Raw genomic sequence first — 25,241 nt, 5'->3', positions numbered from 1 at the left:
CCTGGGCTCAGTCGTCCTCGTCTTCTTCCCCCACGCGAATGAAGGCCCCCCGCCGCGGTGCCGGTACCGCCGCATCCAGTCCGCGCACGGTGCGCCAGATGATGGCCGTAAAGAGCTCATCCGGCACGGCGTCCTCGCGGCTCAGGTCAATGCGTTCGGAGAGCTCCGAGAGCTCGTTACGGACTACGTTTTCCTCGTCCAGGTCGATGTTGGCCGGGCGGGCGCGGTAGGGAGTCCCGTCGGCCGTGGGCTGAAAGCAGGCGAAGAAGGGGGTGGCCGCCGCGTCATACTGGCTCATGGGCGGCATGCCCAGGATCAGCTCCATGGTCCGCAGCGCCCCGGCCGTGGAGTACATGGTGGATTCTACGTGGCCCCGCCGCGTGTAGGGGCTCACCACCAACATCAGCGAGCGGTGGGCGTCAACGTGGTCCGGGCCGTTCTGGGCATCGTCCTCGGTGATGAAGACCACCGATTCGTCCCAGATCGGGCTCTGCGATAGATGCTCTACGAACAGACCGATGGCCAGGTCGTTATCCGCCACCATGGCCGCCGGCGTAGGATTACCCACCCGGGCCCCCGCCGTATGGTCGTTACCAAAGCGCACGGTATTGAAGTGGGGTACGGCATCGATGGCCAGCAGGGAATCGAAGTCAGCCTCCCAGCGCCCGTACCGCAGGGTATCGCGGATGCCCAGGTTATAGCCGGGAAAGTTGGTAGCCGTGTGCCCCTCCAGACTCTCCAGGTAGGTTTGATTTAGGTTAGCAAATTCTCCGTAGGTGCGATAGCTGATGCCCGCCCGCCGGCAGTAGTCCCAGATGTAGCCCTTCTTGGGGTAGGCGATCTCGCGGCTTCCCTCGTAGTCGTAGCTGCCCCCGCGGCGGCCGTAGCTGGTGGGCCAGGTCTTTTCGGTGTAGTCGGTGGCGTAGGCGGCCATACTCCAGTTGTGGCCGTCGGCACTCACCTCGGCATCGACGTAGTAATTATCGAGCAGTACGAACTCGGTGGCCAGCGCGTGGTGATTGGGCGTGATGCTATCGGGAAAGAGACATAGGGAAGCATCGCCATTGCCCTGCGGCAGGTCGCCCAGCACCTGGTCGTAGGTCCGGTTTTCCTTGATGATATAGAACACGTACTTGATGGGCGAGGCCTCCCCCACCCGCCGCGGTATCGGCCCCCCGTCGACCCCGGCGGCCAGTTCCTGCTTTTCCTTTGTGTAGGGTGTATTGCCGTAGACCAGATCGGTCAGTCCCCGTAGCTCCTCCTCGTCGGGCACCGTCTGTATCCCCAGCGTACCGGTAAACATACGGGCGATGTACTCCGTCTCCTCGGTGCGGGAGGTGTAGGGGTTCGGCCCGTCGGGATTAGCATAAGACCCCAGCCCCTTCGCATTGGCCACCAGCAGCTCACCGCCCGCCACGCGCACCGTAGTGGGGTACCAGCCCGTAGGAATGAAGCCCTCCGACTCGCTCCGCCCGGCCTCCGCCACGTTGAATACCGCTAGGCAATTATTATCGGCGTTGGCGGCGTAAAGCGTCTCCCCGTCGGCGGTGATGGCCAGGCTGTTGGTAGTACTCCCTACGGGCGCATCGGGATAAAGCGCACAATTGAGTTGCTCGGAGACCGTAGCGGTACGAAGGTCAACGACCGCCACCGCATCTCGTCGCTACAGGCTACGAATAGCCGATCGTCTAAGGGGTGCCGCAGCAGGTCGTTGGGGTGGTACCCGACCGTCACCCGCGTGGTCACCCGCAGCTCGTCGGGATCAATAATGGCCACCGCCTCATCGTCCCACAGCGACACGTAGAGCTCGTCCCGCCGCCCGTCGTACAGACAGGTGTAGGCCGAGGCACGCAGCGGCGTCCGTTCGATTTTCCGGGTGCCCAGGTCGATCGTGTAGAGGCTACTATCGCGCTTCGTCACCGCGTACAGTCGGTTGCGACCTTCATCCAGACTCAGCCCCGCCAGAGAGGCCACCTCCTCTGGCCAGGGCTGCTTCACGGCGATGGAGTCGATCAGACTCAGGCGATCCTCCTCAATCCCGACCACCCAGATTTTATTCGTCTCACCGCCCGAAGCGTAGAGGCGGCTTCCGTCAGCGGTAAGGGCCAGTCCCAGCCAGCCGGCGGGAATCTCCAGCGTCGAAAGCGTCTTGCGACCGGCCACGTCGATCCACTGCAGGCTGTGGGTACTCTGCCCGTTATTGGTCACGGCCAGACGGCTCTCATCAGCGTTCAGTATGGCATTGAGCGGCAGGTCGCCGAGGGTGAGTTGGGTCTCGGTAGGCGTGAGGCTCCACCCATTGGGCAGATTAGTCCGGCCTACCTTGGGCGCAAGATCAGCGGCCTCCGGGGCGGGGTCGCAGGTGCAGAGGGTAGCGAGCAGCACCAGGCCACTGAATAAACCAAGGGATGCAGGTCGGAAGCGAAGATGCGACATAGGCCGTGAAGGTATTACTGGTTGAAGGTATACCGAATCCCCAGCTGCAGCCGCCACGGCGTACCGTTGATTGGCTCGGTGGCCACGCCGGAGTTGACGCCGTAAATGTAGGACTGGGTCTCGCGGTCGAAACCCGTGATGCGCATCAGGCGGTTTTCACGGCCGTAGTCATTGGTACGACCCCAGTCTTTGTTGAGTAAGTTGGCAAAGTTGAACACATCGGCGGTCAGCTCCAGGCCGTGCTTGAGGCGGGGCAGGGTCAGTTTGTAGGCACCGCGCAGGTCGATGGTAGCCCGCCAGGGAGACTTGCCGTCGTTGCGGGCCGCAAAGGTGCCGAAGCTCTCGCGGAGATACTCCTTGTAGTGGTCGGGCACCTCCGGGTCGGTGAGGATGTCGTTGTAGGCGGTGCGGATATCCTCCGGCGTATTCGGATCGCCCGGATCATAGATGTAGGCCACGTCGTTACGCAGGTTAAAGTCGCCGTTGGCGCTGCGGTTGCTATTGACGGTGAAGCCGTAGGGATCACTGCCGGAGCCGATGACGGTGAAGCCCAGGTTGAAGCCCTTCCAGGTGGGGGTGGAGCCGTTGACGACCAGCTTGTGGTTGAAGTTGTTGTCCGAAATGCCCCAGTTGAGCGCGCGGGGGTCGCCGGTGACGGGCAGGAAGGTGGAGGTATTGGCCACGCAGCAGTTGTAGCTCGAATTGTCGCGGGCCCGGTTGAAGGTGAAGGCGGCGTTGAGGTAGCCGTCCTCCCCGACGCGGGCGGTGCCCTCGAGGATCACGGCATACTGCTCCAGCTCGCCGTCGGAGGTCAGGAGCAGGGTGCGGCCGATGCGGTCGGAGATGCGGCTCTCGGTCCAGTCGGTGTTGCCGTTGTCCTGTACGGTTTCCACGGGTACGAACACCGGGCGGCCGTCGCTACCGGACACGAAGTAGGGGTCCTGTACTAGGTTAGCCTCCTGGTAGGTATAGTTATTGACGGTGCGGCTGGCCAGAAAATTGACCCCCAGGCTATACCGGTTGCCGAATAGGTGGGTGTAGTTGAGGTTCCCCTTGAAGATGGTGGGTACCTGAAAGTCATCCCCCACTGCGTTGATCGTTGAGAAGGGGACCTGACCCTCCGGCACGCCGGGTACGCTACCGGGGTCCTCGCGGTAGGCGGGGAAGTTGGGAGCGGGCACCTCCTCGCCGCTCACGTCGATGGCACCGAGCAGTACCCCACTGTTCTGGATGTTGTTGACCTGGGCGTAGTAGTGCGGCTGGGAGCTGAAGACGCCACCGCCGAGCCGGATGATATCGCTGCTGCGGCCGCCAACGTCGTAGGTGAGCTGGAAGCGGGGCTGGATGTTGTTCCAATCGGAGGGCTTATTGTCCGTGCGGATACCGAGGTCTGCAAAGACCACCTCGTTGAAGTCGGCAGCCTTAGAGAACACCGTGGCGTCCCACCGCAGACCCAAGGTGGCACTGAGGTGCTGGATGGGCTCGAACTGCACCTGGCCGAAGAGGCTTAGGTCGATCACGGTTTGCTCCACTAGCGGTAGCCCCCGTAGGGGCACCTCCCGGGCGTAGCGCGAAGGATTCAGGGCCTCGAAGTCGTCCAGGCTCGCAAAGAAGAAGCGGCCGTTTTGCTCATTACTCAGCAGGGTCCTGAGCCGGGTGACCATATTGTCGGTGCCGAAGGTAAAGTTGTAGCGGCCTTTACTTAGGTAGGTGGTATTGGTGAGCTGCAGCATATTCTCCTGGTTGGTCTCGGGGGTGAAGCGCTGTCCGCCCAGCTGGACGTCGATGCTACGCTCCGAGCCATTGGGCAGCACCGAATTGACGTTGACGATGGCCCGGGGGATGTTAGCGGCCGGAAGTTGGCTGCTGGGCACGAAGGCCCGTTCGGCGTGCTGGTACTGTAGTTTGAGCTCATTGAGCAGGGTGGGTGAGAAGGCGGTACGCAGACTGAGCAGGGTGCTGTTTTCCTGGGAGGAAAAATCGGAGCGCGACTCGGCCAGCTCAATGTTGCTGTTGTCCCCGACGCTGAAGGGATCATCCCACTTGTTGAAGTTGTTGCGTAGGGTCAGCGTGTTCTTATCGTTGATCTGCCAGTCGAGGCGGGCGAACCAGGTATTGGCGGTCGTCTTGGTACTGAACTGGCCGACCTGCTGGGCCGCGCTGACTCCGTAAAGCCGACGGGCGATATCCTGATAGCGGTCTAGGTTTGCCCGGGTGATACCGATACGGTTCTCGTCGTCTTCGGTCTGTAGGTCGGCGATGAAGACCGGTTCGCCGGCGTCCTGCCGCTCGTAGACGGTGTAGAAGAATAGCTTATTCTCGATCAGGGGGCCACCGACGCTCAGGCCGTACTGGGACGTATAGAAGTCAGCCGTACGCTCGTTACCGCGGATGTCGTACTTGCTCTGGAGGGCATCGTTACGGTGGAAGAAGAAGGCGCTGCCGGTGAATTCATTCGTGCCCGACTTCGTGGTCGCGCTGATGGAGCCACCACCCTGCCGCCCCTCGGTGACGTCGTAATTATTAGTGCTCACCTCGAATTCCCGCACGGCCTCCTGGCTGATGGTGTAGGGCCCGCGGCCGATCTCGCCGGCCGTAAGCTGGTTGCGGGCGTTGACGCCGTCGATCGTCACGTTGGTGGAGGTACGCCGCTGCCCCCCCAGGTTGATGCCGCCGCCGCCCTGTAGGGGAGAGAGGCTGGTCAGGCGCGTGAAGTTGCGCCCCTCGGTGGGCAGGTTGCGGATCTGCTGGGAGCTGATCTCGGTCGTCGACCCGATCTGATTGATGCGATTGCGCAGGTCGTTACCGGAAACGACAATGAGGGCGAGCTCGCTGGCCGTCTGGCCGATGGTGAAGTCGACGCGGAGGTTATCCCCCTGATTGACGGTGTACCCCGAGCGGGTCGTGGGCCCGTAGCCTACGTAGGTCACCGTGACTTCGTAGGGCCCACCCAGCGGCACCTGCTGGATGAGGTAGGAGCCATCCACATTAGTAATCGTAGCGGAAGTGAAACCGGTCGCGGTATTGGTGATGGTGACCGTAGCCCCGATGAGGCTCTCGCCGTCGTCCTCGGCTACCGTGCCGGAGATAGAGGCGTTTGTAGCCTGGCCGGCTAGGCGCAGAGCGGAAAAAATCAGGAGGGCAAACAGCAAAATACGAAGGATGTAAAGGCTAATTCTCATAGCGTAGCGGTTGATTGCCGCAAAACTACCGGGCCTCCGGACCGGCGAAATGTTCGTTTTTAACACCGGCACGTACCGGGCAGCAGGCTTTACCGAATGTTAATCCGCCGGGCCGGCTAGGGACCATTCGCTTAACCTCGCTACGAACCTGGCTTTACATTTGCCGGAGGAGGCGAGCAACCGTCTGGCGTGTCAATCCGGTGAGACCGGCCAGATCGGACTGGGTAAGCAGACCACGGGGGTCCTCCGTCTCACCGCCGATCTCGGCCAGTACCAGTCGGAGCCGTTCCGCCGGGCTATGGGCGCTGATGCGGAACAACCGTGCCTCCGCCCGCGCCCAGCGCCGCACCATCAGCCGGGCGAACCATTCGTGCACCCGGGAGTGGGTGGTCAGCAACTGCTTGAACTGACGCAGATCGAAAACCTGCACCGTCACGGGCGTGAGCGTACGCACGAATTCCTGAAAACCGTCGCTATTCCCTAAGTACTTCAGGTTACCGAAGAAGTCGCCCGGCCCGGCCGTATCGTAAACCACCTCGCGGCCCTCGGGGTCGTAGCCACCGATCTTAACCGTGCCGCTACGGAGGATGAAAACGGATTCCATACGGTCCGCCGGTCGGTACACATAAGCCCCTTTGCGGAAATAAAGCTCGCGGGCCAGGGCGGGAAGTGGCAGCGGCAGCTGATGGTCAGGTGCTAATGGCATTGCCCATAAAGGTCGCTGGGTAGTGTGTAGCCAGGGTAAAGCCCGGGTTAACTAAGGGATTCCACGAAGCGCATTACATTAATGGCCCCTTCACCACCAAGCCTGCACCCCCGATAGCTATCGGGGCCCCGCCCCATGCCCCCCACCCTACCCCTTTCCTTTGCCCCACGCGACACTCAGGCCATGGAGGCTGCTGCCGCCGCGTTTCTTCAATCGCTTAGCGGCCGCCGTACCGTACGCGATTTCGCCCCCGACCCGGTGCCCCGCGAGGTCATCGAGCTGATCATTAAAGTCGCCGCCACCGCCCCCTCCGGAGCCCACAAGCAGCCCTGGCAGTTTTGTGTGGTAGCCGACCCCGCGATTAAGCTCCGGATACGGGAAGCCGCCGAAAAAGAGGAGTACGAAAACTACCACGGTAGGATGTCGGAGGAGTGGCTCGACGACCTCCAGCCCTTCGGCACCGACTGGCAAAAACCCTTTCTGACCACCGCCCCTTACCTGATCGTAGTATTCAAAAAGCCGTACGATCTCGGCCCAAACTCGGAAAAGCAAAAGAACTACTACGTCAACGAGAGCGTCGGCATTGCCTGCGGTATGCTCATCGCAGCCATCCACCGGGCAGGACTAGTGACGGTGACCCATACCCCCAGCCCGATGAACTTCCTACAGCGAGTACTGGGCCGGCCGGAGAACGAGCGGGCGTACCTGCTGCTGCCGGTGGGGTTGCCGGCGGCGGGGGCGCGGGTGCCGGCCATCGAACGCAAGGGCATAGAGGAAGTGTTAACTTGGTATTGACCTATCTTCGTGCTATGTCCGCGCAACCAAGCTTTCTGGAATTTGTCGGCCCGGTGTATTCTAAACGCAAGGTGTCCTTCGAGACCTTCGAAGCTTTCGCTTTAGCCAATCCTGACTTAGTGATGGAACTAGAGGCGGACGGAACTGTAAAGATTATGAGTCCCGTAGCACCGATCAGTGGCAATCGCGAAAATCAGATTAGTGCCGACCTGGTTTTTTACGAGCGTAAGAGTGGCGGGATGAGCTTCAGCAGTAGTACGGGTTTTAAACTTCCGAACTTATCTGTAAAGAGTCCCGATGCGAGCTTCGTCATTGCAGAAAGATTAGTCCGCTACGATAGAACCCAACTCCGCAAGTTTGCGCCACTCGTTCCCGACTTCATCGTAGAAGTTCTTTCTCCCAGCGATAAGCTCGGAGAATTAGAAGCAAAAGTCCGCGATACCTGGATCGCCAACGGCGTGCGCCTGGCCTGGCTAGTCGATGTAGACACCGACCGGCTCTGGATCTACCGGGCTGACCACTCCGTGGAGCTCGTAACCCCCCTCGACCGTACCATCACGGGGGAAGATGTGCTGCCCGGCTTCACCTTCGACCTCACGCTTTTGCAGTAGTTTGCCCGCAATGGCAACCAAACTCTGGCAAAAAGACTACCCCCTCGACCAACGCATCGCCGACTTCACCGTAGGCCGCGACCGGGAGCTCGACCTGGAGCTTGCCCCCTTCGACATCCTCGGCAGCATCGCCCACGTGACTATGCTGGAGGAGGTCGATCTGATCGATGGGGCGGCGGCGCGCAGGTGCAAGGCCAAGTTGCGGGAACTCTATACACTTGCCCGGGAGGGAGCATTCATCATCGAGGACGGTGTAGAAGACGTGCATTCCCAAGTGGAACTCTTGCTAACGCGGGCGCTGGGCGACGATGGTAAGAAGATCCATTCGGGTCGAAGCCGTAATGATCAGGTGCTGGTGGATCTACGGCTCTACTTTCGCCACCGCATTCGGGGTATCGTGGAGCAGACGGCTGAGCTGAGTCGTACACTGACCGGATTGAGTGAGGAGCACAGGGAAAAGCTTATCCCCGGCTACACCCACCTACAGGTAGCGATGGTGAGCAGCTTCGGACTCTGGTTCGGGGCCTACGGGGAGGCGCTGATCGATGATCTGCGGTTGTGGCAAGCGGCCTACGAAGTCGTTGACCAAAACCCCCTCGGCTCGGCAGCCGGCTACGGTTCCAGCTTCCCCCTCGACCGCGACCGGACGACCGAATTACTGGGCTTTCGCGAGCCGGTGGTCAATGTGGTAGCCGCCCAGATGGGCCGGGGCAAAACGGAGCTCACCGTGGCCTTCGCCATCGCCGGTCTAGCCCAGACGATCGGGAGGCTAGCCATGGACGTCTGCCTGTACAGCAGCCAGAACTTTGGTTTCCTGCAACTGCCCGATGATCTGACGACCGGCTCTAGCATTATGCCGCATAAAAAGAACCCGGACGTTTTTGAGCTGCTGCGCGGCCGTTGCAACCTACTACAGACGCTGCCGGCGCAGATGAGCCAGCTCACCGGCAATCTGCCCAGTGGGTACCACCGCGACTTTCAATTGTTAAAGGAGGCCCTGTTTCCCGCCCTGAATCAACTGGAGGATGGACTGGCTATTGCCCTTTACGCCTTACCCTGCACCCGCGTCCGCGCCCAGGAATTACCTACAGATTCCCGCTATACCTATCTCTACAGCGTGGAGGCGGTGAATAAACTGGTACTGGACGGTGTACCCTTTCGTGATGCCTACGTGCGGGTGGGTAAGGACATCAAGTCCGGGACCTTCGAGCCGCCCACCGAGTTACGGCACACCCACCTGGGGAGTCTGGGGAATCTGGGGAATGAGCGGATCGAAGCGAAGCGGGCCGCTGTGATAAACGGCTTTGACTTTGCCACCGCGGCAAGATCTATGGATCAGTTACTGGGATAATTCCGGGCCAACGACATTTTAGCAAATATTTATTTCTCGCGAGTAACAATATCACCTGGCCGGGAATAGAGGGTCAGATATCTCCCCATTCAGCCGATTTCACGCCACCACGCTACTCCTGCACGCCCGTGCCAGGGGGTAGTGCTCTATTCACCCAATTCATTCACCCAATAAATACCGCATTATGAATCACGCATTACGTCCTTTTTTACTTCTATTCGGTCTGCTTTGCTTTACGGCTTCGCTACAGGCCAGTCACTTTCGCTACGGCTCCATGAGCTGGCGACACCTCAGCGGCACCTCCGTAGAGTTTAAGGTGCAACAGGCCTGGCGCACTGGCTTCTTCTTCGGTTCTACCCCCGCGCTGGGTACGGAGGTGTACGTCGACGACCTCCGCTTCGGGGACGGCACCGTCGAGCGCATCGTTCTTACCGTAACCGCCGTGAATCCCGTAGATGGCTGGTTCTTCGGGGAAACGACCATATCCCATACCTACCCCAGCGCGGAGGCTTACGTGCCCTCATTCACCGGCTGCTGTCGTATCGGCGGTATTACTAATGCCAGTGGTAACTGGTACGTACAAAACACGGTGGACCTCTCCCCCGGGATGCAGGGCAATGACTCTCCGGTGACGGCCATCAACCCGATCGTCAACGTGCCGGAGGGTGCATCTACGACCTTTCAACTACCTGCCACCGATCCGGATGGTGATCCGCTCCGGTATCGACTGCCCGTGGCCGGGGAATTCCAAGGAATCAACCTCACTTCCCTGTCCGTCACGCCCCAGGGTCAGATTACCGTAGACCTTAGTGGTAGATCCGCCGGAGCCCTCTTTGCCGTACCCGTGATCGTCGAGGATCTCGACGGATCGGGTAATGTAAAGTCTGCTACTATGGTGGACTTTTTCGTGCGCGTAGTGCCCCCCTCCACGCCGCCGAGTTTCGATTATACCGTGACGCCCGCGGATAATTCCGTAATCTTTGCCCGACCGGGCGAGGCGGTGACCTTCACGGTACGAGCCAGTGATATTGATCCCGGTAGTACCGTTACACTGAACGCGATCGGCGTACCGCGGGGTGCTACCTTCAGCCCCGAACTCCCCATCACGGCGGCCATCGTGGAGAGCACCTTCAACTGGACGCCCACCGGGGCGGACCAGGGTACGAACGTGATCAGTATCACCGCTACGGACAATATCAATAATCAAACTTCTACCGCGGTATCCATCGTCGTATCCCAGCGGCCCATGTTTGATATTCCACCCACGCCGGCCACGGCCGTGCACCAGGTAGTGGCTCCGGGAGATAACCTCAGTTTTACCGTCCAGGCGTCGGATGCCGACTCCACGGACCGAGTACAGATTATTTCCGCGCAGGAGAAGGATAGCGGCACTGACTTCACCAGCTTGGGAGCTACCCTCACACCTTCGCTCCCTACGCCGGCGGCTAATCCGAGCAGCACCGTGTTCGACTGGATGCCGGATGCCGCCGACTGGGGCCACCAGCACGTCGTATTTACCGCCGAGGACTTGGCCGGAGAACGAGCTACCCACGAGGTTTCCGTCCTGGTGAATACCAATCCGGAGTTCACCAGTACGCCCGTGACCAGCGCGACGGCAACCCTAGCCTACATTTACCAGATCACGGCTATGGATACCGACCTGCCCTACGGCGACTCGCTCGAGCTCATTCCTGTTAACATTCCCTCCTGGCTGACGCTGGCCGACAACGGTGATGGCACGGGTAGTTTGTCGGGAGTCCCGGCCGTCGGTGACGTGGGTACTTACACCATCGAGTTGCAGGTGCACGACATTCACCACCACCACAATGCGGGAGGGATCCCCACCCAGACCTTCCAGCTCGTAGTGGGCGGTGGAGGCGGCGGCGAATGTCAAATCTCCATCGCATCGGTTAATACCACCGGAGCCAGCTGTGCCGGGGAAGATGATGGCACCATCACCGTCAGGGCGGCGGGGGTACTGGGCAGCGTCACTTACTTCATTGATGGCCCTATCTCCGATCGTAATTCCACCGGCCGGTTCGGCACCGTACCCGCAGGCACCTATACCGTAACGGTTGATGACGATGGCGACCTAAACTGTATAGCTACGATGGCTGATGTGATCGTGGGGCTCGATCCAGCTTCCCCTCCGGTGATCGTAGACATTGAGGTACCGACCACCGTGCAGGCGGTCGGGCAGATTCTCAAGGCCTTCGTAGACTACACTGACGCCAGTGATCAGGACGACCACACGGCCACGATTGACTGGGGTGACGGCGTCAGCGAGGCGATGTTGGTCAAACAACTAGCCAACCGTACCGACGCCCAGCACCGCTACTTTGCACCGGGCAGCTACCAGGTGACCGTAACCCTACGCGATGGTTGTGGGGGTGAGGTAACCGGGAGAGCAGACCGCCTTATCGTAGTGACCGGCTGCGGACCAGCCAGCCCGGCACCGGAAATTACCGATATAGAAGTACCGACCACCGTACAGGCGATCAACCAGATTTTGAAGGCGTACGTAGACTATACGGACGCCGATGACGACGACCACCACTTGGCGATGATCGACTGGGGCGATGGAGTCACCGAAGCCATGTCCGTCAAGCAGCTAACCAACCGCGCTGATGCTCAGCACCGTTACTCCGCGATCGGAACCTACACGGTCACCGTCACGCTGACGGACAGTTGTGGCAATACGGATACCGAAGTAGCCCGCCACCGGATCGAGGTGCAAAAGTGTGGGGCCGTCAATCACCGACCCATCATCGATAGCATCGCTGTGCCCACTACTACCCAGGCCATCGGGCAGATACTGAAGGCTTACACGTACTATACCGACCACGATGACCAGGACGACCATACGGCCACCATCGACTGGGGCGACGGGGTGACCGAGGCCATGTCCGTCAAGCAACTGACCAACCGCGCTGATGCTCAGCACCGCTACTTTGCGCCCGGTAGCTACCAGGTGACCGTGACCGTGAGTGACGGCTGCGGCGGTAGCAGAACGGTGATGGCTGATCACACCATTGAGGTTGGCGGTGCAGCAGCCAGCACTACTCCAAGCAGTCGCCCTGCGCTCGCCCCGCAGCAAGTCGATTTGTCCCTTGCGGAGGCCGAGCTGGCGCTCTATCCCAACCCGACCGTCGGGGAGGTCCGGATCGATTGGACCGGGTTTGACGGCGGCGAGGTTCGCCTACTCCTTACTGATCTTACCGGGCGTTTGCTCACCGAGCGGCGTGCGGCGGCGGATGCGGGTAGTCTGCTGCTGGATGTAGCGGCGCTTCACCTGTCACCCGGAGCTTACCTGGTCCGACTCATTGGTAGTGAATCGCGACTGGACCGGAAGCTGATCGTACGGTAGGCCGGCAAGCTGCCAGTGACTTTAGAGGAAGCGGGTGGGTGTCTTCGGGCGCTCACCCGTTTTTTACCGCGGGTCATCATCCGGTGTATCCCACTTCGAGCCGCCAATGTCTTCGCCGCGGGCGGTGGCGAGTTGAATGTCTAAAGCGCTTATGAGTCGCTGACCGATGTACTCAGTTAAAGGAATGTAATCTCCGGCGTCGGCGGCCATCAGAGATTCATAGTACTCTCGACGCTTGGTAACGGGAATAACCGCAGGAGGATAGCCCCCACGCATAAGGACAAAATTCATCAGTATACGGCCTATACGTCCGTTTCCATCATCAAACGGGTGGATAGCAACAAACTCATGGTGTAATACACTAGCCTGAACTAGGGGATGTAAAGAGCCTTCTTCTACTGCAACGTACCAGTCCAGTAACTCCCGCATCAAGCCTGGAACAGCACTAGGTTCCGCATAGTAGTGCTTATCGCCCGTGAAGGTCACTACATGGTTCGGTTCCCGCTTGTAAGTTCCTACGTGAATGGTGCGGAACACCCGGCGCCCATCAGGAGTTACCGCGTGCTGGGGATAATCTTGCTTGAGCATGATTTGGTGTAGCTGACGAACGTCGGTTTGCCTTAATGATCTAACCCCCTTCACCATATCTAGCATTACCTCCACTGCATCCTGGTGCCCGATGATATCTAAGTGGTCTCGTAGTGGCTTGCCGTCCGCCGTAATGCCGTAGAGTAAGAGCGTTAGCGTCTCCCCGTAAGTAAGCTTATTTCCCTCGATAGCATTAGAGTTATAATTCCAAATTCGCAGGGTTTGCTGTAGTACGTGCTCCTCCATGTTACGGCTGAAGGGCCGGCGGCTGTCAATGTCCTCCTTCATGGCAGTTGCCTGGGCAAGTAGGGGGAGAGAATTCAGGACGTTCCAGTCGATGTTCGCCAGTCTGCCACTCCCGTAGGGTTGCTTATCTTCATTTAGCTCCCCGGGGCTACGTTCGGGTAGTCGGTAGGCCTCGCGGATGCCATCGGTAAACACTAGCATGGGCTCCTTGCCAATGGCTGCGGCCAAACCGACAATCGTGGAGAGCTTGGTGTTGCCCGGCGCATTCAGCAGCCGACTCACCTGGCCCTTGCTTACACCGAGGCGCTCGGCCAATTGAGTCTGCGTTAGTCCCTGCTGATTCAGGTAGGATTTCACTTCGTTAATGACGGCTGCGTTCATGCGCTCGGCCGCGGCGTTCTGCTCGGGGATAGATACATTCATAGTTACCTCCAAACGCAACTATCCTGCTAAAGGTTTCCTCTCAACGAAACCTTTATACCTCCTGCAACTCTACCAACTTCCGGTACGCCCCACCCCGCTCTAGCAATTCCCGATGGGTGCCCCGCTCCACAATCCGACCCCGATGCAGCACGATGATCTGATCGGCGTGCTGGATGGTACTCAACCGGTGAGCGATCACCAAAGCGGTACGCCCCGCCATCAACCGCTGTAGCGCCTCCTGCACCAGCCGCTCGGATTCACTGTCCAGCGCGGAGGTAGCCTCATCCAGAATTAGAACGTCAGGGTCCCGCAGTACGGCCCGGGCAATGGTGAGCCGCTGGCGTTGTCCGCCACTGAGCTTAGTGCCCCGGTCCCCGATGTTGGTCTGGTAGCCGGCTGGGGTAGCGGTTATAAAGTCATGGGCATTGGCTACGCGAGCGGCTTCCTCCACCCGTTCGGGTGTCATGCCCCTCATACCGAAGACGATGTTGTTGTAGATGGTATCGTTAAAGAGGATGGCCTCCTGACTGACGATGCCGAAGCGCGCGCGTAGTTCGACCAAATCATACTCGCGCAGGTCCCGACCGTCGAGCTTGATGGACCCTTCGGTCGGATCGTAGAAGCGCGGCAGTAGGTCGGCTACCGTACTCTTGCCTCCTCCACTTCCACCTACGAGCGCCAGGACTTTCCCGGGAGGAATGTGAAAGTTGATATGGTGTAGTACCTGCGGGCCATCCGTGGTGTAGGCGAAGCTGACGTCGCTGAATTCGATTCCCCTTGCACCCCCGATAGCTATCGGGGCCCCGCCAGACGTGGTTGGCAGCTGGCCGACTGAAGCCGACGCTACACGTGAGAGCGGATTTTCTACGGCGAGGACCGCTTCCACGCGTTCGAGTGCCCCCAGTCCTTTCTGCACGTTGTACCAGGCCTTCGAGAAGTTCTTGGCCGGATCAATGACCATGTAGAAGGCAAAAATGAAGGTGATGAAGGTACCCGCCTCCATGCTGCCGCCAAAGACCTGGCGTGAACCGTAAAGTAGCAGCACCGCCACCGTGGCGATACCCAAAAACTCGGTGAGCGGACTCGACAGGTCGCGCCGCCACAACAGCCGGGTGAGCCGCTGCCGGTAGGTGTCGTTGAGCTCGGCGAAGCGCTGACTCTGGTAGTCCTCTGCCCCGAATGATTTGATGATGCGCAGTCCCCCCAGGCTCTCCTCCGTACGGCTGACGATATCGCCGAGCGTCTCCTGTACCGCCCCGCTGCTACGCTTGAGGGCCTTACCGATACCGCCGATGACTACCCCGGTGAAGATCATGAGCCCGAACACGAATAGGGTGAGCGAGGGACTGACCAGGATCATGAAGCCCAGCGCCCCAACGATGATGAGGGGCTCGCGGAAGATGGCCTCCAGTACATTCAGAATGCTGCTTTCTACCTCCTGCACGTCGCCCGTAATACGGCTCAGCAGGTTACCCTTGCGCTCCTCGGTAAAATAGCCCAGGGGCAGGTGCAGCAGGTGGGTGTAGAGCTCGTTGCGCAAATCGCGGATGATGCCGTTGCGTACCGGAGCCATGAAAAACAGGGCGAGGTAGCGGAATACGTTTTTGAGTAGAAAGGAAAGTAGGATGAGGCCACAGACGTAGAGTAGCGCCGTCTCCCGCCCCAGCTCCGTGATCCACTGCGTGACTTTATACCCACCATATTGCTCCAGCTCAGCGAGGGAGGTGACGCTACCGGGCGGGGTGGTGACCGGCTCCGTCTGCTCGAACAGGATGTTGAAGAAGGGCTGGAAGATCGGGATCGACACCACCGTGAACACCGCCGTAAGTACGTTGCAGATTATGGCCAGGGCGACCAGCCCGCGGTAATTCGCCATATAGCCGAGCAGGCGGCGGAAGGAATGCATAGGGACAAATTTACCATTTACAATGTACCGAATACCATTTAGGATTGGCGGCTCTACCTTCGTGCCATGGCTCTAAACGATCCGGCGACATATACAGTCGCGAACGGGAACTGGCTACTAGCATAGATGGGCTATTCCGTACTCGTCGTATCCGACTACCGCGACAGCCTCAATGCCGTACGCCCCGAAGGCCGGCTGTTCGTAGAGCTGGTACGCCACCACGGCTACCGGATCACCCTGATGACCCACCGGGAGGGAGCTAACTACCTGGAAGAACTTGAGGCCGCCGGTATCCGCATCATCGACTGGCATCCCGGCTCAAAATTTGGGCGGGCGGATCGGGACCGCATTCGCCAGGAACTCGACGAGGGAGACTACGATATCCTACATCTGTTCAACAACAAGGCCATCGCCGCCGGCATACGGGCCGCCAAGGGGTGGGCCGGCAAGGTGGTCACCTACCGCGGCTACACCGGCAACATCCACTGGTGGGATCCGACAGCCTACACCCAGCACCTGCACCCGCGGGTCGACCTAATCACCTGCGTGAGCCGGGCGGTGAAGGACAGCATCGACGCCCAGTGGTTCTTCGATTCGTCCAAGACCGTGGTGGTGGGCAAGGGGCACGATCCGGCCTGGTATGCTGCCATCGAGCCTACGGACCTACACGCTGCCTTCGGTATTCCCGCAGACCGGCTCGTCATCATGGTGCTGGCCAACGCCCGGCAGATGAAGGGCATGGAGTACCTCGGCACCGCCATTCGCCGGTTGCCCGCCGAGCTACCCCTCCACTTTCTGTTCGTGGGCCGGGGGCTGGAGGACACGGAGCTGCCGGTGGACCTGGCCGATAGCCCCTACCACGAGGCGGAGGACTTCACCTTCACGGGCTACCGCGAGGATGCGCTGGAGCTGCTGGCCGGGGCCGACATCAGTCTGCTGCCGAGCGTAAAGGGGGAGGGCCTCAGCAAGGTGCTCCTGGAGAGTATGTTTTTGGGCCGCCCCACGATCATGACCGACATCGGGGGAAATAAGGGACTGGGCATCAACGGCGAGACGGCCCTGATCGTACCGGCTCGGGATGAGGATGCCCTGGTCAACGCCATCCTTCGTCTGGTGGACGACCCCGCCCTGCGCGGGCGCCTGGGGCCGGCCGGGGCCGCCTTTATCACCAAGCACTACCGGGCGGAGCAGTCAGCCCGGGAGCTTGCCGCCGCCTACCGCCGGGTGATGACGCGGTAGCCAGGTTGCGGGCGGCGCACTTCCAGTTTCGCATATTTACCGTAGCTTTCTACCTTACCACGACAAACCAAGATTCATGCAACGCAAACTCTTCTCCCTACTGGGCTTACCCTTCCTTCTTTTCGCCTGTGGCGGTAATAACGCTACCCGCGCCGATGCCATGGCCACCCCCGAAGAACAAATGACTACCGAGGAGGACGTCGTCATTCAGGGTGACGGCGAGTGGACCGATCTACTGGCCGACGGTACCCTCGCTGCCTGGCACAAATACGGCGAGGACGCCCCGGGCACGGCCTGGAAAATTGATGGCGACGGCGTGCTCTACCTCGACACCAGCACCAAGGGGGAGCACGGCGTCGAGGGAGGCGGCGATCTGGTCACCAACGACAGCTACGACGACTACGAGCTCGAGCTCGAATGGAAGATCGGCGAGTGCGGCAACAGCGGCCTCGTCTACAACATCGTTGAATCCGCCGACAACGCTTATCCCTGGCAGACCGGACCCGAAATGCAGATCCTCGACAATAGCTGCCACCCCGACGCTAAGATCACCACCCACCGGGCGGGTGACCTCTACGACATGATCACCGCCGAGCCGGAGAACGTAAAACCGGCCGGGGAGTGGAACAGCATCCGCCTGGTGGTCAAGGACGGCTACATAGAACAGTGGCAGAATGGCGCCAAAGTGGTCAGCTACACCGCCGAGGGCGAGCCCTGGGAGGCCATGATTGCCGACTCCAAATTTAAGGACATGCCCGACTTCGGTAAGTCTACCTCCGGTAAGATTGCCCTGCAGGACCACGGCGACCCGGTGTGGTTCCGCAACATTCGCATCCGGAAGCTGGACGCGAAGTAATTCCCTCATAAAACTCAATAGATCATGTACGTAGAACCAATTGCCACCGACCAGGTGCCTTCCGGTGTCCCGGCTAACCGCGACCGCCTCTTTCTGGCAGCCTGTGTTTCACTCATCGTCACGGCGATGACCTTCGCCATTCGGGCCGGTATCCTCACCGAGCTCGGCGAGACCTTCGCCATCAACGACGTCGAGCTCGGCTGGGTCAACTCCATGGCCTTCCTCGGCTTCCCGGTGGCGATGATCGTCGGCGGTCTCATCTACAACAACGTAGGCCCGAAGAACCTGATGTGGCTAGCCTTCGTGAGTCACCTGGCCGGTCTCGTGCTCACCGTCTACGCCGGCGGCTTCTGGGGGCTCATCATTTCCACCTTTTTCATCGGTTTTGCCAACGGTAGCGTAGAGGCGGCCTGCAATCCGATGATCGTAGATATGTACCCCGATAAGAAGAGCGAGATGCTCAACAAATTCCACGTGTGGTTTCCCGGGGGCATCGTGATCGGCTCGCTCATCGCCAACTTCTTCGGTGCGGCGCTGGGCTGGCAGGGGTTGATCTGGATCATGGTTATCCCCACCCTCGCCTACGCCCTCCTCATCTTCGGCCAGGAGTTTCCCCGCTCGCAGAATATCGTCAGTGACACCGGGGCCAACCTTAAGGGGCTACTCAATCCCCTGTACATCTTCATGTTCGTGTGTATGTCGCTGACCGCCGCCTCGGAGTTCAGTACCACGCAGTGGGTGGAGAAGATTCTGGGTGCCACCGGGGCGCAGCCGCTACTGGTACTCGCCCTGGTATCGGGCCTGATGGCTACCGGCCGCTTTTTTGCCGGCCCCATCATTCACAATCTCAATCCGGCGGGTGTCCTCTGGGTCTCCTCCATCCTGACCACCATCGGCATCTACCTGCTCAGCACCCAGTCGGGCGCAATGATCTACGTAGCCGCTATCGTTTTCGCCCTCGGTATCTGCTACTTCTGGCCCACCATGCTGGGCTTCGTGAGTGAGTACACGCCGGGAGTCGGTGCCCTGGGCTTGTCGCTTATGGGGGGAATCGGCATGTTCTCGATGACGGTTTGGAACCCCGTTATCGGTGGCTGGCTCGAGAGCGCTACGGCCGCTGCTACCGCCGCTGGTGCCGTGGGTGCGGAGGCCGACCTGATCGCCGGACGTGAGACCCTACAGGCCATGATCTACTTCCCCATCATCCTCATTGTCCTCTTCGGCGCGCTGTACTTCTACATGCGCAACCGCCCGCAGGTACACGCGGATGAGGCCGTACTGGACCCGAAGGCTATGGCTACACCGGGCTCCGCACGGTAGGTAAAACCCCCGCTTTATGGGGCGGGGCCGCAGGTGCTAAGCTTTTTGAAACGCCTCCTTCAGCCTGGCTGGAGGGGGCGTTCTTCTTTCAGGATTAGGTAAGTTGGAACCGCAGAGGGCGCGGAGAAACGCAGAGGCACACTATCGCACATCTCTGCGTTACTACGCGGTAGTATCCCCTACACCTTACCTAATTACGCTTCCTATGCCTAGCGTCAGGTGGAGTAGTACGGCTAAAGCCACTACTACGGGGGAGGGAATGTAAAAAGCCGCTCCTCCCAGGGGAAGAGCGGCTTTCTTGATCGAAATCCGAGTTGGATACAGTGGCCCTAGTTCAAATCCTCGGTACGCTTACCGGCGGAGTAGTTGATCTTGAGCTGGTTGCTCTTACGGAGCTTGGTCTTGACGTCCTGTACAATACCCATGGTTACCTCACCGTCGACGCGCAGCGAAGAGGTGATACGACTCCGCTTGGCCTCGGGGAGCTTCACCTTGTGCTGCTCCAGGAAGAGGGGAATATCATCGACTGTGGAGATCTTGTCACCCAGTTGAATGCGGGGGGAAGTACCGTAGACAGACTGGTACTGCTGCGTAGGGCGACCTACGTAGATGTAGTTGACCAGCGATTTCTCATCCAGTTTGGTGAGCTGAGTGGCTTCCGGCGTATTGACGGAGAGCTTCAGGTCGGAGTCCCGCAGCACCGTTACCATCATGAAGAAGAAGAGCAACATGAAGATGATATCGGGAAGCGAGGCGGTAGAGATCGCGGGCGATGACTTACCACGCTTTTTACTAAACTTAGCCATGGGGATTGTTTGAGTTGGTGATTGCCTAACAGATGAATCCGTGGGCGATTTTGGTGGGTGACTCCAGCAGTTTACTGCTCCTCACCGAAGTTGGTGGGTTCGGCCTCGGAGAGTACCATAGGAATCTCGTCGCGGATCGCCTTACGCTGGGCGAAGGGCATCTCCTCGGAGTAGGGCTGTCCGTAGCGACGCTGCGAAAGCTCATTCCAGAGGTCATCGTAGGCACCCTTCAACTCATTGTAGACGGCTAGGTAGGTATCGTAGTCGGTACCGCGGTCATTCTTCAGCGAGATGATGGCGTTCTTCGGTCCCTCGGCCAGATCGGGTCGGTTGCTGGGATTCGTAATGAATTCCTTGGCACGTTCGCGTAGCTCACCGATACGGGCTGGCTCCTCGCGCACGAGTAGCTGGTTTTGCGCATTGACGAGTACGGAGAACACGTTACGCTCCTTGAGCTTCGTGATGTCGGGTTCTTCGTCGGACCAGGGCGGCAACTTCACGAGGATGCCCTTGTCTTCGGCGATGGTAGTGGTGACTAGGAAGAAGATCAGCAGCAGGAAGGCGATATCCGCCATCGAACCTGCGTTGATCTCGTTATTCATCCGGTCTCTCGTTTTGGTCTTTGCCATGATCGTAGTCGGTTTGCGTAAGTTATTTAAAGATGCCCCGGATGCCGAACACTACGAGGGTGAGGGCAGATAGGGCTAGCATCACTAGCGCAGTCACGATGGAGGCACTGATGAATTTCAGGTTACCCGGAGTGATGGAGGCCTCCTGAGAAGTCTCGAACTTGGTGATTGCGTTTTGGATCTCCGGATCGTTTGCCTCCCCGCTTGCTACGGAGTAGGCTACGAAGCCAATAATCACTAGTACTACCAAGCCGGCGATGCCCTTAAGCGAGCCCTTTGGGTTGCTAGCCATCTGAATGACTCCAAAGATGATCGCTACCAGGAAGGCCAGTCCAATCAGGATGATCGAAATGGTGATGCCGAAATCAAAGATGCCGGTCTCGTAAGCCTCAGGAGATTTATCGTTAGCTAGCAGTAGCTCCCGGGTAGTGTCGTCCGCAGAGAAGATCGCCGCCAAGAAGATAACCGTGATCAGCACTCCAATCCCGAAGGCCAATGCCTGACCGTACTTGTTTAAGAACGTATACATAAGTTGATTGGATTATTAGCCGACCGGTTAAACGCGGGGACGGGTGGTGGTAAAGGTGTTGTTGGTCGCCATGATGTCAACCAGAGCAATGGAGGCATCTTCCATGCGGTTGACGATACCGTCGATCTTGTTCACGATGTAATTGTACAGGATCTGGAGGATGATGGCCACTACCAGTCCGAATACCGTGGTCAGTAGGGCTACCTTAATACCACCGGCTACTACGGCGGGGCTAAGGTCACCTACCGTCTCAATCCGGTTAAAGGCCTGGATCATACCGATTACCGTACCCATAAAGCCCAGCATGGGAGCAATGGCGATAAACAGGGAGATCCACACTAGGCCACGCTCCAGCAGTCCCATTTGCACGGAACCGTAGCTCACGATGGCTTTTTCTACCGCGTCGGGGCCTTCGGCACTGTGACGGAGGCCTTCGTAGAGTACGCTGGCGGTGGGGCCGGGGGTGGACTTAGCCACTTCCTTGGCACCCTCGACGTCACCGGCTTCGAGGCGTTCTCCGATGCGGGAGAGCAGCTTGTCGGTATTGGTGGAGGCGAGGTTGAGCGTGATGATACGCTCGATGCAGAAAGCCAGGCCGAGGATCAGACAGATCAGTACGATCGCCATGAAGCGCCAGTCCCCGTCGATGAAGTTCTTCTTCAGGACCTGAAATCCATCGGAGTCTTGTGCTGCCAGGTCCGCTGCGGAGAAGGCGACCAGCGAGAGTACCGCCAGTGGTTTAATAAGATGTCGCATAGCCGTAGTTAAGGTTAACGTAGTTGTGTGATTGCGTAAGAATAAGATGATGACTTCGCGCCGTTTGGCGTGAGGTGCGGCGGAGAAGAAGGGATTCGAACCCTCGATACGGGGTTACCGTATATACGCTTTCCAGGCGTACCTCTTCAACCACTCGAGCACTTCTCCGGGATGTGTAAGACGGGCTGACTTCGTTAAGCCGCCCCTGCCGTCAGCCGCCGGTCAGGAACCGGTGGCACAGACGCAAAAATTGTAAAAACGTTCAACAAAACAAAATTTTTAACCGCCCGTCGCAAAATAAGCAGAGACTTAATGGCGTATCCCGGTACGGCTCAAGCTACACCATTTTTCGCAAACCGGTCAAGGTCAAAGAGTTGGCGGGCGTTTGCCGTAGTGATTGCAGCCACTTCCTCCTCCCCTACTTCCCAGAGTTCGGCGATCTTTTTCGCCACTAGGGGCAGGTAAGCCGTCTCGTTGCGCTTTCCCCGCCGGGGAGTGGGTGCAAGATAGGGCGCATCCGTCTCAAGTACGATAGCATTTTTAGGTACCTGCCGTAAAACGGGTTCGAGTCCCCCATTTTTAAAGGTCGCTACCCCACCAATCCCCAGCGCAAACCCCAGCGCAATCGCTCGCTCGGCCTGGGCCACCTCACCGGTAAAGCAGTGGAATACCCCCCGGGGGCGCCCTTCACCCATACCCTTCAGAAGCTCCAGCAGCGGATCGATGGCCTCCCGGGCGTGAATACTAATGGCTAGCCCGTACTCCTTCGCCCAGCCGCACTGGCGCACGAAGGCCTCCTCCTGCTGCCGCCGGTAGGTGGTGTCCCAGTGCAGGTCCATGCCAATCTCACCGATGGCTACCCACCTGCGGGGCAACTGCAGGTATCGGTGTACCTCGGCCAGCTCCTCCTCAAAATCGTCCCCCACGCTCACGGGGTGGAGCCCGATCATGGCGTGGCAAAAGTCCGGCTCGGCGGCCTCCAGCTCCAGCATAGCAGCGTGGGTACCGCGGTCGATGGCCGGTAGCAGCGCCAAAGTGACCCCCGCGTTCCGGGCACGTGCCAGTACCTCCGCCCGGTCGCCGTCAAACCTGCTGCTGTAAAGGTGGGTATGGGTGTCGATGTACATGGTAAGGGGGAAGTAAGCAAGCCTTGCCGAAGGTGGCTACCTTCGCGGTATGGCCAAGCAAAAGTTCTACGTCGTCTGGATGGGCCATCAACCCGGCATCTACACCGCCTGGCCGGTCGCCAAGCAGCAGATCGATGGCTACAAGGGGGCAAAGTACAAGTCCTTCCCGACCCGCGCCCAGGCCGAGGTGGCTTTCCGTAAGGGAGCGGCAAGCTACCTACAGCAAGCGATCGGGGTGCCTGCTCAACACACTTCGCACCCGCGGCCCCGCAAAAGTAGCGTGCCGACTACCGACACCATCATCGGTAAAAGTATCAGCGTGGACGCCGCCTGCTCCGGTAACCCCGGACGGATGGAGTACCAGGGGGTCACCACGTCGGGCAGGCGGCAGATCTTTCACCGGGCCTTCCCGCTGGGCACGAACAACATTGGCGAGTTTCTGGCCTTGGTGCACGCCCTGGCCTTTCTCCAGAAGCAGAAACAACCCGAGTTGCCAATTTACACCGACTCCAAGATCGCCATGGGCTGGATCAGGAAGGGAAAGTGTAAGACAACGCTGGTACGCAACGCCACGACCGAAGAACTCTACGCGACCATCGAAAAGGCGGAAGCGTGGCTGAAGGAGAATGTGGTGACGAATCCGGTGTATAAGTGGCGGACTGAGGTTTGGGGAGAGATTCCGGCTGATTTCGGCCGGAAATAGACCTGATGTAGACCCCCTGTCGCGGGGTAGACCCCTCGCTGGCGCGTTCGGGGGGAGACCGCTGCGCGGGTAGATGGTAGCCGGTTCTATTCGTATATATTCGGTTATATGTGAATACTTTACGAGTGCCGGCAGCAGTAGTTGGTACTCTTGTGCAAAAACCTAATGGCTTCTCATTTTCGCACGCTGGCCGCTTACCGCAAGGGGTTTGTGCTGGCTACGCAGCTTCACAAGGCTACCCTACAGTTCCCGCGTAACGAGTGGGGATTCATCGACCAAATTCGGCGCTCCTCCCGTTCGGTGTGCGCTAATTTAGCAGAGGTATACGGCGTGCGGCAGTACGAGCGACACTATCAGTCTAAGCTTACCATCGCTATATCCGAGAACTACGAAACGCAAGTCTGGCTTGACTTCGCGCTACACGCCAAATACATCAAACGAGAAGACTATGTAGCGTGGATTGCTCAGTCCGAAGAAGTAGGACGCCTTCTGACCTACATGCTTAACAACTATCACCGCTACAAAAACTGGAATGCTCCTCCAAAAAATTCAAGATAGCCTTCTACCAACCCCCTGTCCTACCTATCCCGCATCTACCCGCGCAGCGGTCTACCCCCGAACGCGTAAGCGAGGGGTCTACCCTCTCGCAGAGAGGTCTATTTAATGAACTTCATCCGATACTTCAGCTCAATATCCCCCCTCCGAATCTTCTCAAGTTTACGCTTGACGAGGCGTTTCTTCAGTGGCTTGAGCAAGTCAGTAAACAGCACCCCCTCAATGTGGTCATACTCATGCTGCACCACCCGCGCATTCATGCCGGTGAAAGTGGAGGTGTGGGTCACGAAGTGCTCGTCTTCGTACTCGATGGTGATCTGTTCGGGGCGGTCGACGTCACCGGTGATGTCCGGGATGCTCAGACAGCCCTCGGCGTAGCTACAGTCGGCACCGGCCTCCTCGATAATTTCGGCGTTGATGAATACCTGGCGGATGCCCTGATCCTCCTGTCCCTCTTCCTGCATGGGGTGGCTATCGACGACGAACAGGCGGATGCTGCGGCCGATCTGCGGGGCGGCCAGGCCCACGCCATTGGCTTCTTCCATCGTCTCCCACATATCGGCAATGAGCTGCTGGAGGTCGGGGTAATCGGCCGTGATGGGCTCCGCTACCTTTTTTAGTACGGGCTGGCCATAAGCATAGATCGGTAAAATCATCTGGCTTCGTTGCGGTGGGCTAACACGGGGGACGGGCGCAAGGTTACCGCCTTTCTTCCAAAAAGTCCTGGAGTAGTAGGGCCGCCGCGATACGGTCTACCCGGGCCTTATCGCGCCGCTGCTTTTTCTTCATCCCCATGGTCAACAGACTCTCCCGGGCGCGGACGCTGGTGCGATACTCCTCCTGCCGGTGCAACGTGACGTGGGGATACAATCGGGCGAACTTGCGCTCGAAGCCGACGATCTCCCCCTGTACCGGATTGGCCGTCCCGTCTTCCTGCAGCGACTCACCCACCACCAGATCGCTAACCTCCTCGCAAGCCAGGTAGTCGGCGAGCCAGTCGTAGAGCTGCCCGGTGGGTACGGTCTCCAGACCGGTGGCGATAAGCTGCAGCGGGTCGGTGACGGCCAGGCCGCATTTTTTCGTCCCGTAGTCGATGGCCAGGATACGCAT

At 59.2% G+C, this 25,241-nt stretch carries 22 protein-coding genes and 1 tRNA gene; 9 read left to right on the top strand and 14 right to left on the bottom strand.

Annotation, left to right across the window (positions count from 1 at the left end):
- Positions 1–7: 7 nt before the first annotated feature.
- From ACOOHD_RS19310 to ACOOHD_RS19295, 4 genes are all read right to left on the bottom strand, one after another.
- On the bottom strand, positions 8–1,651 hold the full coding sequence (locus tag ACOOHD_RS19310; protein ID WP_420459517.1) for a bifunctional YncE family protein/alkaline phosphatase family protein: 1,644 nt from the start codon (positions 1,649–1,651) through the stop codon (positions 8–10).
- On the bottom strand, positions 1,576–2,436 hold the full coding sequence (locus ACOOHD_RS19305) for a YncE family protein (RefSeq protein WP_420459516.1): 861 nt from the start codon (positions 2,434–2,436) through the stop codon (positions 1,576–1,578). The genes ACOOHD_RS19310 and ACOOHD_RS19305 overlap by 76 nt, the downstream gene beginning before the upstream one ends.
- Positions 2,437–2,450: 14 nt before the next feature.
- Positions 2,451–5,618 carry a carboxypeptidase regulatory-like domain-containing protein gene (locus ACOOHD_RS19300; RefSeq protein WP_420459515.1) on the bottom strand — a complete coding sequence of 1,056 codons (3,168 nt, stop codon included), beginning with the start codon at positions 5,616–5,618 and terminating at the stop codon, positions 2,451–2,453.
- 154 nt (positions 5,619–5,772) lie between these two features.
- A complete protein-coding gene (locus ACOOHD_RS19295; RefSeq protein WP_420459514.1) occupies positions 5,773–6,324 on the bottom strand; it encodes a Crp/Fnr family transcriptional regulator in 552 nt (183 codons plus the stop codon).
- Positions 6,325–6,459: 135 nt separating this feature from the next.
- On the opposite strand from ACOOHD_RS19295, the gene ACOOHD_RS19290 reads away from it, so the two are divergent.
- From ACOOHD_RS19290 to ACOOHD_RS19275, 4 genes are all read left to right on the top strand, one after another.
- Positions 6,460–7,119 (top strand): nitroreductase family protein, encoded by a 660-nt coding sequence (locus tag ACOOHD_RS19290; protein WP_420459513.1) that lies wholly within the window; start codon positions 6,460–6,462, stop codon positions 7,117–7,119.
- Between the two features lie 14 nt (positions 7,120–7,133).
- Positions 7,134–7,730: a Uma2 family endonuclease gene (locus ACOOHD_RS19285; RefSeq protein ID WP_420459512.1), complete on the top strand. Its 597-nt coding sequence runs from the start codon at positions 7,134–7,136 to the stop codon at positions 7,728–7,730.
- 10 nt (positions 7,731–7,740) lie between these two features.
- On the top strand, positions 7,741–9,081 hold the full coding sequence (argH, locus tag ACOOHD_RS19280) for an argininosuccinate lyase (RefSeq protein ID WP_420459511.1): 1,341 nt from the start codon (positions 7,741–7,743) through the stop codon (positions 9,079–9,081).
- A 184-nt stretch (positions 9,082–9,265) separates the two neighbouring features.
- Positions 9,266–12,448 carry a PKD domain-containing protein gene (locus ACOOHD_RS19275; RefSeq protein ID WP_420459510.1) on the top strand — a complete coding sequence of 1,061 codons (3,183 nt, stop codon included), beginning with the start codon at positions 9,266–9,268 and terminating at the stop codon, positions 12,446–12,448.
- A gap of 63 nt (positions 12,449–12,511) precedes the next feature.
- Here the strand turns inward: ACOOHD_RS19275 and ACOOHD_RS19270 are convergent, their stop codons facing one another.
- Together ACOOHD_RS19270 and ACOOHD_RS19265 are read right to left on the bottom strand one after the other, a co-directional pair.
- The gene (locus ACOOHD_RS19270) at positions 12,512–13,705 is read right to left on the bottom strand and encodes a Fic family protein (RefSeq protein WP_420459509.1); all 1,194 of its coding nucleotides are present in this window, start codon (positions 13,703–13,705) and stop codon (positions 12,512–12,514) included.
- 52 nt (positions 13,706–13,757) lie between these two features.
- On the bottom strand, positions 13,758–15,611 hold the full coding sequence (locus ACOOHD_RS19265) for an ABC transporter ATP-binding protein (RefSeq protein WP_420459508.1): 1,854 nt from the start codon (positions 15,609–15,611) through the stop codon (positions 13,758–13,760).
- Between the two features lie 126 nt (positions 15,612–15,737).
- Between ACOOHD_RS19265 and ACOOHD_RS19260 the strand changes: the two genes are divergently transcribed.
- The 3 genes from ACOOHD_RS19260 to ACOOHD_RS19250 all read left to right on the top strand — a co-directional run bounded on the left by ACOOHD_RS19260 (position 15,738) and on the right by ACOOHD_RS19250 (position 19,026).
- Complete coding sequence (locus ACOOHD_RS19260) at positions 15,738–16,850, top strand: glycosyltransferase family 4 protein (protein ID WP_420459507.1); 1,113 nt, start codon at positions 15,738–15,740, stop codon at positions 16,848–16,850.
- Positions 16,851–16,926: 76 nt separating this feature from the next.
- Entirely contained in the window at positions 16,927–17,706 is a 780-nt protein-coding gene (locus ACOOHD_RS19255; protein WP_420459506.1) for a 3-keto-disaccharide hydrolase, read from the top strand.
- A 24-nt stretch (positions 17,707–17,730) separates the two neighbouring features.
- Positions 17,731–19,026, top strand: a complete 1,296-nt coding sequence (locus tag ACOOHD_RS19250) for an MFS transporter (protein ID WP_420459505.1) — start codon at positions 17,731–17,733, stop codon at positions 19,024–19,026.
- 329 nt (positions 19,027–19,355) lie between these two features.
- Here the strand turns inward: ACOOHD_RS19250 and ACOOHD_RS19245 are convergent, their stop codons facing one another.
- From ACOOHD_RS19245 to ACOOHD_RS19220, 6 genes are all read right to left on the bottom strand, one after another.
- Positions 19,356–19,832, bottom strand: coding sequence for an ExbD/TolR family protein (locus ACOOHD_RS19245; protein ID WP_420459504.1), 477 nt, complete (start codon positions 19,830–19,832; stop codon positions 19,356–19,358).
- A gap of 71 nt (positions 19,833–19,903) precedes the next feature.
- Positions 19,904–20,461: an ExbD/TolR family protein gene (locus ACOOHD_RS19240; protein WP_420459503.1), complete on the bottom strand. Its 558-nt coding sequence runs from the start codon at positions 20,459–20,461 to the stop codon at positions 19,904–19,906.
- Positions 20,462–20,483: 22 nt separating this feature from the next.
- Positions 20,484–20,990: a hypothetical protein gene (locus ACOOHD_RS19235; protein ID WP_420459502.1), complete on the bottom strand. Its 507-nt coding sequence runs from the start codon at positions 20,988–20,990 to the stop codon at positions 20,484–20,486.
- 27 nt (positions 20,991–21,017) lie between these two features.
- Positions 21,018–21,746 carry a MotA/TolQ/ExbB proton channel family protein gene (locus tag ACOOHD_RS19230; protein WP_420459501.1) on the bottom strand — a complete coding sequence of 243 codons (729 nt, stop codon included), beginning with the start codon at positions 21,744–21,746 and terminating at the stop codon, positions 21,018–21,020.
- Between the two features lie 80 nt (positions 21,747–21,826).
- Positions 21,827–21,914, bottom strand: a tRNA-Ser gene (locus ACOOHD_RS19225).
- A 164-nt stretch (positions 21,915–22,078) separates the two neighbouring features.
- Entirely contained in the window at positions 22,079–22,873 is a 795-nt protein-coding gene (locus ACOOHD_RS19220; protein WP_420459500.1) for a TatD family hydrolase, read from the bottom strand.
- Between the two features lie 49 nt (positions 22,874–22,922).
- Here ACOOHD_RS19220 and ACOOHD_RS19215 point away from each other — a divergent pair, with 49 nt between their 5' ends.
- On the top strand, positions 22,923–23,576 hold the full coding sequence (locus ACOOHD_RS19215; RefSeq protein ID WP_420459499.1) for a viroplasmin family protein: 654 nt from the start codon (positions 22,923–22,925) through the stop codon (positions 23,574–23,576).
- A 165-nt stretch (positions 23,577–23,741) separates the two neighbouring features.
- A complete protein-coding gene (locus ACOOHD_RS19210) occupies positions 23,742–24,134 on the top strand; it encodes a four helix bundle protein (RefSeq protein ID WP_420459498.1) in 393 nt (130 codons plus the stop codon).
- 98 nt (positions 24,135–24,232) lie between these two features.
- On the opposite strand, the gene def is transcribed toward ACOOHD_RS19210, so the two are convergent.
- Positions 24,233–24,787, bottom strand: a complete 555-nt coding sequence (gene def, locus ACOOHD_RS19205; protein WP_420459497.1) for a peptide deformylase — start codon at positions 24,785–24,787, stop codon at positions 24,233–24,235.
- A 43-nt stretch (positions 24,788–24,830) separates the two neighbouring features.
- Complete coding sequence (gene ruvX / locus ACOOHD_RS19200; protein WP_420459496.1) at positions 24,831–25,241, bottom strand: Holliday junction resolvase RuvX; 411 nt, start codon at positions 25,239–25,241, stop codon at positions 24,831–24,833.

Origin of the sequence: Neolewinella sp. (genome assembly GCF_965214665.1) — a bacterium.
In the GTDB taxonomy this organism is placed as follows: Bacteria; Bacteroidota; Bacteroidia; order Chitinophagales; family Saprospiraceae; genus Neolewinella.
This window is presented reverse-complemented; position numbering and strand designations above follow the sequence as displayed.